Origin of the sequence: Nocardia wallacei (genome assembly GCF_029869545.1) — a bacterium.
In the GTDB taxonomy this organism is placed as follows: domain Bacteria; phylum Actinomycetota; class Actinomycetes; order Mycobacteriales; family Mycobacteriaceae; genus Nocardia; species Nocardia wallacei_A.
In genome coordinates this window covers 1-12,813 of sequence record NZ_JARWQD010000163.1, presented here as the reverse complement: position 1 = coordinate 12,813, position 12,813 = coordinate 1, and the positions used below count along the sequence as shown (strand labels likewise).

General features: G+C 70.7%; 11 protein-coding genes. 2 read left to right on the top strand and 9 right to left on the bottom strand.

The features are described 5' to 3' along the window. Positions 1-28: 28 nt before the first annotated feature. From QH290_RS13520 to QH290_RS13480, 9 genes are all read right to left on the bottom strand, one after another. Positions 29-1,069 carry a methionine synthase gene (locus QH290_RS13520; RefSeq protein WP_280383105.1) on the bottom strand — a complete coding sequence of 347 codons (1,041 nt, stop codon included), beginning with the start codon at positions 1,067-1,069 and terminating at the stop codon, positions 29-31. A gap of 217 nt (positions 1,070-1,286) precedes the next feature. Next, positions 1,287-2,408: a tRNA 2-thiouridine(34) synthase MnmA gene (mnmA, locus tag QH290_RS13515; RefSeq protein ID WP_280383104.1), complete on the bottom strand. Its 1,122-nt coding sequence runs from the start codon at positions 2,406-2,408 to the stop codon at positions 1,287-1,289. Next, positions 2,405-3,634: a cysteine desulfurase family protein gene (locus tag QH290_RS13510; RefSeq protein WP_280383102.1), complete on the bottom strand. Its 1,230-nt coding sequence runs from the start codon at positions 3,632-3,634 to the stop codon at positions 2,405-2,407. The genes mnmA and QH290_RS13510 overlap by 4 nt, the downstream gene beginning before the upstream one ends. Before the next feature lie 436 nt (positions 3,635-4,070). Beyond that, complete coding sequence (locus QH290_RS13505; RefSeq protein ID WP_280267837.1) at positions 4,071-4,595, bottom strand: hypothetical protein; 525 nt, start codon at positions 4,593-4,595, stop codon at positions 4,071-4,073. A gap of 142 nt (positions 4,596-4,737) precedes the next feature. Further along, positions 4,738-5,679 carry a lysophospholipid acyltransferase family protein gene (locus QH290_RS13500; protein ID WP_280383100.1) on the bottom strand — a complete coding sequence of 314 codons (942 nt, stop codon included), beginning with the start codon at positions 5,677-5,679 and terminating at the stop codon, positions 4,738-4,740. A gap of 5 nt (positions 5,680-5,684) precedes the next feature. Beyond that, positions 5,685-6,509, bottom strand: coding sequence for a GNAT family N-acetyltransferase (locus tag QH290_RS13495; protein WP_280383098.1), 825 nt, complete (start codon positions 6,507-6,509; stop codon positions 5,685-5,687). A 490-nt stretch (positions 6,510-6,999) separates the two neighbouring features. After that, positions 7,000-8,262 carry a glycosyltransferase family 4 protein gene (locus QH290_RS13490; RefSeq protein WP_280383096.1) on the bottom strand — a complete coding sequence of 421 codons (1,263 nt, stop codon included), beginning with the start codon at positions 8,260-8,262 and terminating at the stop codon, positions 7,000-7,002. Then, positions 8,259-9,782 (bottom strand): glycoside hydrolase family 57 protein, encoded by a 1,524-nt coding sequence (locus QH290_RS13485; RefSeq protein ID WP_280267833.1) that lies wholly within the window; start codon positions 9,780-9,782, stop codon positions 8,259-8,261. Before QH290_RS13485 ends, QH290_RS13490 begins: the two co-directional genes overlap by 4 nt. Positions 9,783-9,889: 107 nt before the next feature. Further along, positions 9,890-10,696, bottom strand: coding sequence for a class I SAM-dependent methyltransferase (locus QH290_RS13480; RefSeq protein ID WP_280383094.1), 807 nt, complete (start codon positions 10,694-10,696; stop codon positions 9,890-9,892). Positions 10,697-10,890: 194 nt separating this feature from the next. On the opposite strand from QH290_RS13480, the gene QH290_RS13475 reads away from it, so the two are divergent. Beyond that, positions 10,891-11,676 (top strand): electron transfer flavoprotein subunit beta/FixA family protein, encoded by a 786-nt coding sequence (locus tag QH290_RS13475; RefSeq protein ID WP_068014074.1) that lies wholly within the window; start codon positions 10,891-10,893, stop codon positions 11,674-11,676. Between the two features lie 39 nt (positions 11,677-11,715). After that, a complete protein-coding gene (locus QH290_RS13470) occupies positions 11,716-12,675 on the top strand; it encodes an electron transfer flavoprotein subunit alpha/FixB family protein (RefSeq protein WP_280383091.1) in 960 nt (319 codons plus the stop codon). Positions 12,676-12,813: the final 138 nt, after the last annotated feature.

The following is a 12,813-nucleotide window of genomic DNA, read 5'->3' as shown; positions in this document are numbered from 1 at the left end:
CGACAGCATCCCGGAGTCGGCGCGGCCGTCACTCGAGATTGATCGACTCCGGTTCGTCGGCGAAGACGCGAGCGGTTTCGGCTGCCAGTTCGAGGGCGCGGCGGGACCATTGCGCGGTGGCACCGGCCAGCCCGCAGGCCGGGGTGACGAGCACGCGGTCGGCGAGCAGGCGGCGCGGGAAGCCGAGGCGATCCAGCAGCCGGACACCGGGCTCGGCGACGTCACGCCAGGTGACGCGTCCGCCCGGGGCGACGGTCGGCACCAGCCCGAGCGCCAGGTACTTGCCGGAATCCAGCAGCTCGCCGATATTGTCCAGATCGCGCGTGCCGATCGCGGCGATATCGAATCCGACCGCGGCAGTGGCACTTCGACGTAACAGGCCGAGCGCGGGCGGCTCGGCGCAGGTGTGCACCAGCACCGGCGCGTCCAGCGCGGTCACCACCGAATCGAGCACGGCCAGCGCCTGCGGCCCCGGCACCGCGCGCACCGTGTGCATCGCGCTCGGCCCGCGGATCGCCCCGTCGAGCACCGCGGTCAGCGACGGCTCGTCCAGCTGCACCACGACCCGCGCACCGAGGCGCTTACCCACCTCGGCGATATGTTGCGACAGTCCCTCGGCGAGGGATTCCGAAAGGTCGCGCACCGCACCGGAATCGGTGAGAACGCGATGCCCACTCACCAGCTCGACCTGCGCCGCCAGCGTCAGCGGGCCAGCGACCTGGACCTTCACCGCGTGGTTGCGTCCGGCCAGACCGGCTGTCTCCCAGGCCTCTTCGAGCGCGTCGAGATCGGTCCGCAGCAGATCGAAGGCACGCCGCGAGACCGTACCGGGCCGCGGTGCCATCCGATAGCCGCGCGGCGTCGTGTCGAACTGCATATCCACCAGCAGCGCCGACATCCGGCCGATCATGTCCGAACCCGTTCCGCGCCCGGGCAATTCGACCAGGTGCGGCAGTTCGCCCAGTTCGCCGACGATGGTCGCCGCCGCCTCGCGGGGATCGGTACCCGGCCAGGAGCCGACCCCCGTGGCGATCCCGCCGCGCAGCACTACCTCATTACCCGACGTCACGGTGCACCGTCCATTCGTTCGACCGCACGCTCGCCCGCGCGGTCATTGCGGAAGTCCCGCGCCCGAATCCGGGTCCGGACCACCGTCCGGACGATCGACCTCGACGTCCCGGGCGCGCGGGTGCGACATCCACAGCCTACGACGTGTCATGCGATGATCACGACCCGCCGCGAAGCGGTCGCGAAGAGAGTGCCGCGGCTGCTCCGGAGATCGGAGCTCACCGAGCCGCGTCCGAGACCGACCCGGCTGGCTCCCCCGCCCGCTCGCGTCCGGTCCCGCTGATCGTCCCGCTGCCGATCACCTCGTCTCCCGACGGGTCCGGCCGATACAGCACCACCGCCTGACCACGGGCGACGCCGGTCAGCGGCTCGCGCAGACGCACCTCGAGCCCGCCGTCGACCGCCTCGGCGACCGCCGGTGCGGTGCCGCCGTGGGCACGCACCTGCGCGACGCAGTCGATCGGTCCCGAGGGCGCGGCGCCGGAGGTCCACACGGCCCGCTCCGCGGTCACCGTCCACACCTCGAGATCCTCGGCCGCGCCCACGTGGACGGTGCCGGAGTCGGGATCGATCTCGGTGACGTAGCGGGGACGGCCGTCCGGCGCCGGGCCCGGCAGGCCCAGCCCCTTGCGCTGGCCGATCGTAAAGCCGTGCACGCCTTCGTGATCGGCGAGCTTGTGCCCGTCGGCATCGACGATGGCGCCCGGCCGGATGCCGATCTTCGCGCCGAGGAAGGCGCGGGTGTCGCCGGAGGGAATGAAGCAGATGTCGTGCGAGTCGGGCTTGTTCGCCACCGACAGGCCGCGCTCGGCGGCCTCGGCGCGGATCTGCGGCTTCGGGGTGTCGCCGACGGGGAACATGGCCCGCGTCAGCTGCTCGGCGGTCAGCACGGCCAGCACGTAGGACTGGTCCTTGTCGGCGTCGACCGCGCGGCGCAGCACGCCGTCCTCCAGTCGTGCGTAGTGGCCGGTGACCACGGCATCGAATCCGAGCGCGACCGCGCGGTCGGCGAGGGCGGAGAATTTGATCTTCTCGTTGCAGCGCAGGCACGGATTCGGCGTCTCACCGGCCGCGTAGGCGGCGACGAAGTCGTCGATCACGTCCTCCTTGAAGCGATCGGCGAAATCCCAGACGTAGAACGGGATTCCGAGCACATCCGCGGCGCGGCGGGCGTCCCCGGCGTCCTCCTTGGAGCAGCAGCCGCGGGCACCGGTGCGCAGTGTCCCGGGGTTCGCCGACAGCGCCAGATGCACCCCGACCACCTCGTGCCCGGCGTCCACCGCGCGGGCGGCCGCCACGGCGGAATCCACGCCGCCGCTCATCGCGGCGAGCACTCTCATCGCGTCCCTCCTTTCGCACCGGCCAGCCCGGCCGCCTTGGCCCGCTCCACCACCGGCGGCAGCACTTCCAGCAGTCGTTCGATGTCGTATCCGGTTGTGGTGTGCCCCAGCGAGAAACGCAGCGAACCGCGGGCCTGGTGGGCGTCGACGCCCATCGCCAGCAGCACGTGGCTGGGCGCGGCGACCCCGGCATTGCACGCCGATCCCGTGGAGCATTCGATCCCGGCGGCGTCCAGCAGCATCAGCAGCGAATCGCCCTCGCAGCCGGGAAAGGTGAAGTGGGCGTTACCCGGCAGCCGCCGCCCGCCGGTCGGCCCGTTGAGCACCGCGTCGGGGACCGCGTCGCGCACGCCGGCGATCAGGTCGTCCCGTAGTTTGCTCAATTCGGCTGTGCGCGTGGGCAATCCGCTCACGGTCTCACGCAGCGCGGCAGCCAGGCCCAGTGCCGCGGGCACATCCGAGGTGCCCGACCGCAGATCGCGCTCGTGACCGCCGCCGTGCACCAGCGGAACGCACGGCACCTGCCGCCCGAGCAGCAGCACGCCGACGCCGTGCGGACCGCCGACCTTGTGCCCGGCGAAACTGGCCGCGGACAGCCCCGAGGCGCCGAAGTCGACGGGCAGCTGCGCGGCGGCCTGCACCGCGTCGCTGTGCATCGGGACGTCGAATTCCTGTGCGACGGCGGCCAATTCGCCGATCGGCTCGATGGTGCCGACCTCGTTGTTGGCCCACATGACGGTGACCAGCGCGGTGTCGTCGGCATGTTCGGCCAGCGCGGTCCGCAGCGTGCGGGGCGATACTGTGCCCGCCGCGTCGACCTCGAGCAGCGTGACCTGCGCGCCCTCGTGCTGTTCCAGCCATTCCACGGCGTCGAGGACCGCGTGGTGCTCGACCGCGCTGACCAGGATCCCGGTTCGCCGCGGGTCTGCCGCGCGCCGCGCCCAGTAGATGCCCTTGACGGCGAGATTGTCGCTCTCGGTGCCGCCGGAGGTGACGATGACCTCCGAGGGCCGCGCGCCCAGATCGGCCGCGATCGACTCGCGCGCCTCCTCCAGCATGCGCCGGGCCGCGCGCCCCGAGCCGTGCAGCGACGACGCGTTCCCGGCGGTGCGCAGCGCAGCACTCATCGCCTCGACCGCGGCCGGGAACATGGGTGTCGTCGCCGCGTGGTCGAGGTAGACAGTCTGGGGTACCGCACCGACCGGACCCGGGATAGCCGACTTCATGACCGATAAAGCCTATCCCACCGTTGACCTGCACATCTTAGGGGCCGTCCCTCCGCGCTCTCCGACATTTCCACGAACTCACCCACGATCCCCAACCCACCGGCGACCATCCGATATTCCCCGAGCCTCCGGCCGGGGGACAAAGGGCTGAGCCCGATATTCCCCGAGCCTCCGGGCGGGGAACAAAGGGCTGAGCCGGGAACGGACCTCAACGGGTTCGCGGGCAGGCAGACGGTCGAGGAGGCGCCGAGATCACCGTCCGCATGGCCCGGATCGGCCCCGACGGCCCGACCGGCGGCTACTTCGCCGCCACCGGCCCACTCCAGTGGTAGCAGCTGTCGGCAGGTCAGCGGACAGCAAGGGACCGGCTCGGCGCCGAGTACCTCCGGGCGCACGGCACCGAGGGCCCCGGCCTCGGCCCGGCGGCGATTACCCGCTATGGAACGACGACCTCGGTCGAGGCCGGGATGTTGGCCTTGTCCGTGCGCAGGGTCAGCTGGACTCGGCCCGGGCCGGTTTCGGCGAGGACGATCGCCGGGGACAGGCGCTGGCCCGCCGGGACGAAGCGGCTCACGCTGCCCGCCTGGCCGGTGTCGAGATTGCGCCAGTCGGCGATCGCGGTGACATCGCAGGCCAGCAGTTGCGGGCCCCACTCACCCACGGGCGAGAAGCCCTGCGTGATGCGCAGGACGATCGCGTGCGCGGCCCCGGGCGCCTCGGAGTACGGGTAGAGGGGCCCGTCGAAGGCGGTGCCCCCGGCCGACATCATGCCCGCGCACACCCCGTTGCCGAGCGTGAAGACCGGGCTGAGGTTGAAGTCGGTCTTGACGCACGTCCGCGGCCCGACATTGGACCAGCCGAGCTGGCAGGGCTCGCCGTTGTCGGCGGTGGCGGGTGCGGCGACGGCCAGTCCCGCGCCGAGGAATGCGGCGGTCGCCGCGCCCAGGAACGTGCGTTTCATTCGTCGTACTCCCTTGTCCAGGCCAGTAGTTAACGAAAAGCATTGCCATACTAGCGATGTCGATGCCGCCCGCGGGCGGCGTCTCGCTATTTATGGGCAAATCGCACTGTTCCGTTACAGGAGCGCCCCAGACCGGGCGAATTCAGGAGACCGTCGCGGGCTCGGCGACCGTATCGAGCACGATCGCACGGGTCGGGCCGGTGCCGACCGCGGTGGCGTGCGCGTCGATGTCCAGGGTCTCGGTGCCGCGCACGGCCCGCTCGCAGCGGCGGGCCAGCTCGTGGCGGTCGGCGCCCGGCAGCTCCCGCGGCAGCAGTTCCAGCTCCGCCACAACACCTTTCGACCGCAGCACGCGGCGGGCCGAGTCGACGAAGGTGTCGAGACCGACGAAACCGGGCACGGTGGACGGTTCGCCGTCGCGGTCGAGATACCGCAACCGGATCGGCTGCACGGGTGCGCCGGTGTCCACGGCGGCCTGGAACAGCGCGGGGCGCAGGCGCCCGTGGGCGCGACCACACCAGGTGGTGCCCTCGGGGAACACGCCGACCGGCTCCCCCGCGCGCAGCCGCGCCGCCATGGTGTCGACCACCTCGGGCAGCTGGCGCAGCCGCTCGCGGTCGATCGGTATCACCCGGACCAGGCGCGCGAGCCGCCCCAGCAGCGGCCAGTCGATCAGGTCGGCGCGGGCCACGAATCCCATCGGCTGCACCGCGGCCAGCGCCAGCACATCGGTCCAGCCCACGTGCTGGGCCACCACGAGCGGCCCCGCACCGACCGCCCCGGGAGCCGAATCGCCGCGCCGATCGATGACGCGCAAACGTATTCCGCAGCAACGCAATGCGGCGCGGGCGTAGCGCCGATGCAGGCCCGCCCGCCGGGCGCGCGGGGTGGCCAGGTTCACCGCCGGGAAGCTGGACAGCAGCGCGATCACGCCCAGCACCCGCGCCGCCGCGCGCACGGTCCCGGCCGTGGCGGAGACGTCGACGCAACTGGGCCCGCACGGGCTCGACGGCATCCAGTCGTGGACCGGCGCGGCCGGTGGGCACGACAGCGCGGAGGAACCGGGTGCTACCAAGGCGGGCATCGCAATCACCGTCCGTCGAAGGTATTCGCGGCGCTCTGTAGCCGATCCAGGTAGCGCCGGTTGATGGTTTCGAGGCCGAGCAGCGCGACGAAGTCCGCGACGCCGAAGTCCGGGTCGTGCGCGGGCTCGCCGCAGATCTCCGCGCCCAGCCGCAGGTAGCCGCGCAGCAGCGGCGGAAGTTTCGGCCGCGCCGGGGATTCCAGGTCGTCGAGGGTGCGGCCGTCGACGACGACCGGGTTGTAGGGCAGGACCCGTCGTCGCGGATCGCCACCGTGCTTGGCCAGCAACAGATCTCGCACGCCGCGCACGTTGACGCCCGCCGGATCGGCCGGATCGTCGCGCATCGGCACCGAGACGCAGCCCATCACCCAGTCGTAGCCGGTGAGCTGGATGTAGTGCAGGATGCCCGCCCACATCAGCGTCAGGGTGGAGCCGTTGCGGTGGTCGGGGACCACGCAGGCCCGGCCCATCTCGACGATCCGCTGTCCCTCGGGATCCATTGCGGTCAAATCGAATTCGGTGGCGGTGTAGTACCCGCCCGCCGCGGCGACCTTGTCCGGCGGCAGCATCCGGTAGCAGCCGACGAACTGATCGGTCAGCTCGTCGCGCACCAGGAGATGGTCGCAGTGTTCGTCGAAGCGGTCGGCGTCGAGTCCGTCGGCGCTGTCGGGAATGGTGAATCCGGGCTCGGCGGCGAACACCTGGTAGCGCAGCCGCTGCGCCGCGCGGCGGTGCTCCGCATCGGACGACACGACCAGCGAATACCGCGGCCGCTCCACCCCTGTGTCCGTCGTGCGGCCCGGCGCTGTCAACACGGACATTGTTGTCATGTCCCGATGAAGCCAGCCGGAATCGGCCTCGGGGCTACCGCCGAGTGTCCTGCCGATGCCAGTCCGGTGAACGAGACGACGATCACACCCGCCGTTCACCGACTCGATACGCCGGGTTAGCCCAGTTTCCGCACCGCACACCTCCGGCGCGCTCCACCCCTATTCCGGCACGGCCCACCCTCATTCCCGGCGCACTCCACCCTTATCCCCGGCACGGCCCACCCTCATTCCCGGCCCACTCCAACCCTTATCCCCGGCGCACTCCAACCCTTATCCCCGGCACGGCCCACCCTCATTCCCGGCGCGCTTTTGGCCGGGATCTGTTTCCGGCCGAAACACGCCGGAAACGACGAAAGATGCGGAACGGCGGACAACCAGTTGACCACTCACGCAGACCTTTTCGATCTGAGCGGGAAGTTCGCACTCGCCACCGGCGGCACCAGGGGCATCGGGATGGTTGCGCGCGGCCTGCCGTGCGGGCGATGCGGATTCAGAGGGGGTTGTTCGGATCGCGGTCCGGGAGGGGGCGTTCCACGACGACCGGGCGGCCCAGGGGGTTGCGGACGCGGCGCTTGGCGGCCTGGTAGACCTGGATGGTCTCGGCGGCGACGACGTCCCAGGCGAAGTCGGCGGTGAGGTAGGCGCGGGCGGCGTGGGCGCGCTGCTGGGCGGCGGCCGGGTCGTCGAGCACCGCGCACACCGCATCGACGAGGCCGTTCACGTCGGCCGGATCGAAGGAGGCGCCGGTGATGCCATCGATGACGAGCTCACCCAGGCCACCCGCGGTGGAGGTCACCAGCGGCGTCCCGGCCGCGGCCGCCTCGAGGGCGACGATGCCGAACGGCTCGTAGCGGCTGGGCAGCACGATCGCGTCGGCGCCGTGCAGCCAGCCCAGCAGTTCCGTATGGTCCAGGCGCCCCGTGAAATTCACCGCCCGCATCACCCGATGGGCCCGGGCGCGCTCGCGCAGCCATTCGAACTGCGTTCCCACACCGGCGACGGTCAGCGTCGTCCCCGGATGGGCCCGGCGGATGCGCGGCAGCGCGGCGATCGCGTCCTGCACACCCTTCTCGTACTCGAGCCGCCCCACATACAGCAGCCGCGGCGGCGCCGAGCGCGGGGCCCGGTCGCGAAAGGCCCACGCGCCCACGTCGATTCCGTTGCGGATCACCGTGACCGGCACCAGTTCGGGACCGTAGAGCCGCTCCACCTCGTCCTGCATCGAGGTGGAACAGGTGATCAGCGCGTCGGATTCGCGGGCCAGCCACCACTCCACCGAATGCACCTGCTTGTTGACCCGCCCCGACACCCAGCCGCTGTGCCGCCCGGCCTCGGTGGCGTGGATGGTCGACACCAGCGGCACGTCGTAGTGCTCGGCCAGCGCGATCGCCGGATGCGCGACCAGCCAGTCGTGGGCGTGCACCACATCGGGCGTCCAGCCGTCGGCGATGCCCGGCTTGCTCAGCGCGATACCCGCGCGCACCATCGCATGCCCCATCGCCAGGGTCCACGCGAGCATGTCCTCGCCGAAGTCGAAGCACGGCGGATCCTCCGCCACGGCGACCACGAGGACCCGGTCCTCGATGAAGTTGTAGGTCGGATGGGTCGAGGAGTCGGTCCCCATCGGGCGGCGCGCCAGCACCACGACCTCGTGCCCGGCCGCGGCCAGCTCGGTGGCGAGGTGATGGACGTGCCGGCCCAGCCCGCCGACCACCACGGGCGGGTACTCCCACGACACCATCAGAATCTTCATGCGGGTCCTTCTGTCACTACGCCGCGTCCCAGGTTCCCGGCGGGACCGGACGTGGCGAGGCGGCGCGCGTCCAGCGCCGGAAACAGCCCGTCGGCCGCGTACCATCCTGCCGCCAACTGCCGTGCTTTGGCGAGTTGGCCCGCGGCGACGGCGCCGGAAATCTCGCGGACGGCGTGCGCGTGCTCGTGCGCGCGGTCGCGGGCGTACCCGGCGGCGGAGTCCTTGCTGACCATGAACGCCCAGTCGCTGGACACGGTCAGCACCGCCTCGCGCAGCAGCTGGTCGGCCACCGGATCGCGCAGCCCGTCGCCGTGCGCACCCATCTTGTCCAGCGTGTCGAGGGCGAGCCGGACGATGTCGCCGTTGAGATCGACCAGGTCCTGCACCTGATCCCCGGCCCACACCCGCCAGTCCTTGCCCGACCCCCACGAGGAGTCCGCCAGCTGCACCGGTTCCCCGACGAATCCGTTCGCGCGGGCATCGGCGAGTGTGCCGACGGTGATCCCGGCCTCGGGCAGCGCGCGCAGCACCTGCTCGAGCCACTGCGGCCCCTCGTGCCACCAGTGCCCGAACAGCTCGGTGTCGAACGCGGCCACCACCAGCGCGGGCCGCCCGATCCGCGCGGATTCGTCGATCAGCCTGCGCCGCACCGTCTCCACGAAGTCCTCGACGTCGCGCGTCACCGCCGTGGCGGCCAGCTCCGGGTCGTAGGGCGCCTTGTCCGGACCGGCGACCTGCTTGCCGGTGACCCGGGCCGGTTTGAGACCGGTGTCGTGGTCGTAGTGGTGGAAGTCACGGTAGGCGCCCTGGCCCGGATAACCCGACTTCGGCGACCACACCCGATAGCTGACCTGCAGATCCCGCCCGAAGGCGACGACGTCGGAATCCCACACCGGGCGCCCCAGCGTGGTGTCGCCGCGCAGCGCCGGTCCGTCGACCATGAAATGCGTCACATTCGCGGCCGCGTACCCGATTTCCATGCCGGGCGTGAAGCCGCATTCCGGCGCCCAGATCCCCGACGGCGTATGCCCCCACCGATGCCGGGCGTCGGCGAGACCCTCGCCGAGTTCGAACCCGCGCAGCCGCGGGTCCAGCAGCGGTTGGAACGGATGCGCCAGCGGGCCGCCGAGCAGCTCGATCGCCCCGGCATCGATCAGCTCCCGCCACACCGGCGAGCCGCCGTGCCGCCAGTGCCGTTCGAAATCGGCCAGTGCCGCGGTGGCGAGCCGGTGCTCGTGCCGCCCCAGCGCGAGATTGCCCGCCATCGCCGCCTCGTCAGCGCGCAGTCGCCAGTTGCCCAGCCAGTGATGCATCCCGGACAGCGAGTGCGGGTCGTCGAGCTGCGCGGCCAGCACCGGGGTGATCCCGAGGCTCAGCAGATGCGAACGACCTTCCGCGGCAAGGGTTCTCAACACCTTCGCCACGGGAATATAGGAGGCGGCCCAGGATTGATAGAGCCACTCCTCCCCCACCGGCCACCGCCCATGATGCGCCAGCCACGGCAGATGAGAGTGCAGCACCAGTGTGAACTGGCCCGGGACAGAGCCAGACGCCCCACCGACATTCCCGGCGCTTTGCGCCCCACCGACATTCCCGGCATGCTTTTGGCCGGGATCCTCTCCTGCACTCAAGGCTTCACCGCGATGGCGACCAGGTCGAGGCTGGCGTCGATGTCCGGGTCCCACGCGCCATCCGCGCCATCCCACAGCACGAAGTCGTCGGTGCGCACCCCCGCCACGTCGGCGGCCAGTTCCTCCGGCCAGGGCTCCCCCGCCAGGGCCCGCTCGATCTGGGCATCGATCAGCGATCCGCCCCACTTGGTGTCCAGCGCAACCAGTTCCGGGCCGTGGTGCACCCCCGCCATCACCTCCACCCGGAAACCGGCCTGCACCAACAACTCCGACATCTCCGCGGCGTTCAGCTCGCGGGTGTGGAAGGGGTTCAGCGGGGTATCGCGGCCCGGGGAGAACGTGATCCGGTTCGGCGTGCTGATCAGCAACTCCCCGCCCGGCCGCAGCACCCGCAGGCATTCGCGCAGGAACTGGGCCTGATCCCACAGATGCTCGATGACCTGGAAGTTCACCACCACATCCACCGACGCGTCCTCGAACGGCAGGGCGGCCAGATTGCCCTGCACCATCTCCACCCGCGGATACGCCGCCCGCACGTGCTCGACCGCGCTCTCGTCGTAGTCCAGCCCGATCACCCGCGCCGCGACGCCCGCAATCATGTTGGCGCCGTAGCCTTCTCCCGACCCGGCCTCCAGCACCGCCTTACCCGCGCAGCGCCGCAGCAGCCGCGCGTAGACGATCTCGTGGCGGCGGAACCAGTAGTTCTCCTCCGCGATGCCCGGCACCGTCCGCTCGCCGGTCAGGGGCAGCGGCTCCACCGCGCTGGACTCCCCTGCGGCGGGGGAGAAAACGGCCTCACTCATTCACCCGACGTTAGCGGTTGCCCCTATCACACCCGCGCTCGGAGTGGTGATGCAGAACATCACACCCTAAGTTACCCACGAGTAACTTAACGTAGGGTAATGTCCCGAGCTGAGCTATTTCGTGGACGTACGGCCACCTGATCGTGCGAACCCAACCTCACGTGCCATCCAGAACAGGAGGTCGACGAAGACCAATGCCGAACATCGTCGTACTGATCAAGCAGGTTCCCGACACCTGGTCCGAGCGCAAGCTGACCGATGGTGACTACACCCTCGACCGCGAGGCCGCCGACGCGATCCTGGACGAGATCAACGAGCGTGCCGTCGAAGAGGCCCTGCTGATCAAGGAAGCGCAGGGCGGCGAGGTCACCGTCCTGGCCATGGGGCCGGAGCGCGCGACCGAGGCCATCCGCAAGGCGCTGTCCATGGGCGCCGACAAGGCCATCCACGTCAAGGACGACGCCATCCACGGCTCCGACGCCGTGCAGACCGCGTGGGTCCTGGCCGGAGCGCTGGGCCAGATCGAGGGTGTCGAGCTGGTCATCGCCGGTAACGAGTCCACCGACGGCCGCGCGGGTGCGGTCCCGGCGATCATCGCCGAGTACCTGGGCATCCCGCAGCTGACGCACCTGCGCAAGCTGGCCGTCGACGGCGAGAAGATCTCCGGCGAGCGCGAGACCGACGAGGGCGTGTTCAAGCTCGAGGCCAGCCTCCCGGCCATCGTCTCGGTCACCGAGAAGATCAACGAGCCGCGCTTCCCGTCCTTCAAGGGCATCATGGCCGCGAAGAAGAAGGAAGTGCAGACCTTCACCCTCGCCGACCTGGGCATCGACCCGTCGACCGTCGGTGTGGGCAACGCGGGCTCCGCGGTCACCGGTGTCACCCCGAAGCCGCCGCGCACGGCGGGCGAGAAGATCGTCGACGAGGGTGAGGGCGGCCAGCAGATCGCCACCTACCTGGTCGGCCAGAAGATCATCTGATTGCCCCCGAGCCCAACGAACTTCAGGAGATAGAGAGCAATGGCAGAAGTACTCGTGCTCGTGGAGCACGCCGAAGGTGCGCCCAAGAAGGTCACCACCGAACTCCTCACCGCCGCCCGCGCGCTGGGCACCCCGGCCGCCGTCGTGCTCGGCGCGACCGGCACCGGTGACAAGCTGGCCGACGCGCTGTCCGCCGCCGGCGCCGAGAAGATCTACATCGCCGAGTCCGACGACGTCGAGGGCTTCCTGGTGACCCCGAAGGTCGACGTGCTGGCCGGTCTGGCCGAATCCGCCTCCCCCGCCGCGATTCTCGTGGCCGCCTCCGCGGAGGGCAAGGAGGTGTCGGGTCGCCTCGCCGCCCGCATCGGCTCCGGCCTGCTGGTCGACGTCATCGGCGTCAACGCCGACGGCTCGGTCACCGGCTCCATCTTCGGTGGCGCGTTCACCGTCGATTCCAAGGCCACCGGCGACGTGCCGGTCATCTCGGTGCGCCCGGGCGCCATCGAGGCGGCCCCGCAGGCCGCCGCGGGCGAGAAGGTGACCGTCGAGGTGCCCGCACAGGAAGAGGGCGTCACCAAGGTGACCTCCCGCGAGCCCGTGGTCGGCGGCGATCGGCCGGAGCTGACCGAGGCCACCATCGTGGTCTCCGGTGGCCGCGGCGTGGGCAGCGAGGACAACTTCCACAAGGTGGTCGAGCCGCTGGCCGACGCGCTGGGTGCCGCGGTCGGCGCCTCGCGTGCCGCCGTCGACTCCGGCTACTACCCGGGCCAGTTCCAGGTCGGCCAGACCGGTAAGACGGTCTCCCCGCAGCTCTACGTCGCGCTGGGCATCTCCGGCGCCATCCAGCACCGCGCCGGCATGCAGACCTCGAAGACCATCGTCGCCGTCAACAAGGACGAAGAGGCGCCGATCTTCGAGATCTCCGACTACGGCATCGTGGGCGACCTGTTCAACGTCGCCCCGCAGCTGACCGAGGCGATCAAGGCCCACAAGGGCTGACCTCTACGCCGAACGGCCCCCGGGGTGGGGACTGCTCGCGCTCGTGGTCATCGTGGGATTCGCGGTCGCGCGGTGGTTCACCACGACCTATCGCATCGGCGCGGACAACGTCGAACTGCGCACGGGGGTCGTGCAACG

What these genes read in the sequence shown, in the direction of transcription:
- QH290_RS13480 (WP_280383094.1), bottom strand. Translation starts at nt 10,696, where the DNA reads ATGAGTGAGGCCGTTTTCTCCCCCGCCGCAGGGGAGTCCAGCGCGGTG.
- QH290_RS13500 (WP_280383100.1), bottom strand. Translation starts at nt 5,679, where the DNA reads ATGCCCGCCTTGGTAGCACCCGGTTCCTCCGCGCTGTCGTGCCCACCG.
- QH290_RS13510 (WP_280383102.1), bottom strand. Translation starts at nt 3,634, where the DNA reads ATGAAGTCGGCTATCCCGGGTCCGGTCGGTGCGGTACCCCAGACTGTC.
- QH290_RS13470 (WP_280383091.1), top strand. Translation starts at nt 11,716, where the DNA reads ATGGCAGAAGTACTCGTGCTCGTGGAGCACGCCGAAGGTGCGCCCAAG.
- mnmA (WP_280383104.1), bottom strand. Translation starts at nt 2,408, where the DNA reads ATGAGAGTGCTCGCCGCGATGAGCGGCGGCGTGGATTCCGCCGTGGCG.
- QH290_RS13495 (WP_280383098.1), bottom strand. Translation starts at nt 6,509, where the DNA reads ATGACAACAATGTCCGTGTTGACAGCGCCGGGCCGCACGACGGACACA.
- QH290_RS13475 (WP_068014074.1), top strand. Translation starts at nt 10,891, where the DNA reads ATGCCGAACATCGTCGTACTGATCAAGCAGGTTCCCGACACCTGGTCC.
- QH290_RS13505 (WP_280267837.1), bottom strand. Translation starts at nt 4,595, where the DNA reads ATGAAACGCACGTTCCTGGGCGCGGCGACCGCCGCATTCCTCGGCGCG.
- QH290_RS13490 (WP_280383096.1), bottom strand. Translation starts at nt 8,262, where the DNA reads ATGAAGATTCTGATGGTGTCGTGGGAGTACCCGCCCGTGGTGGTCGGC.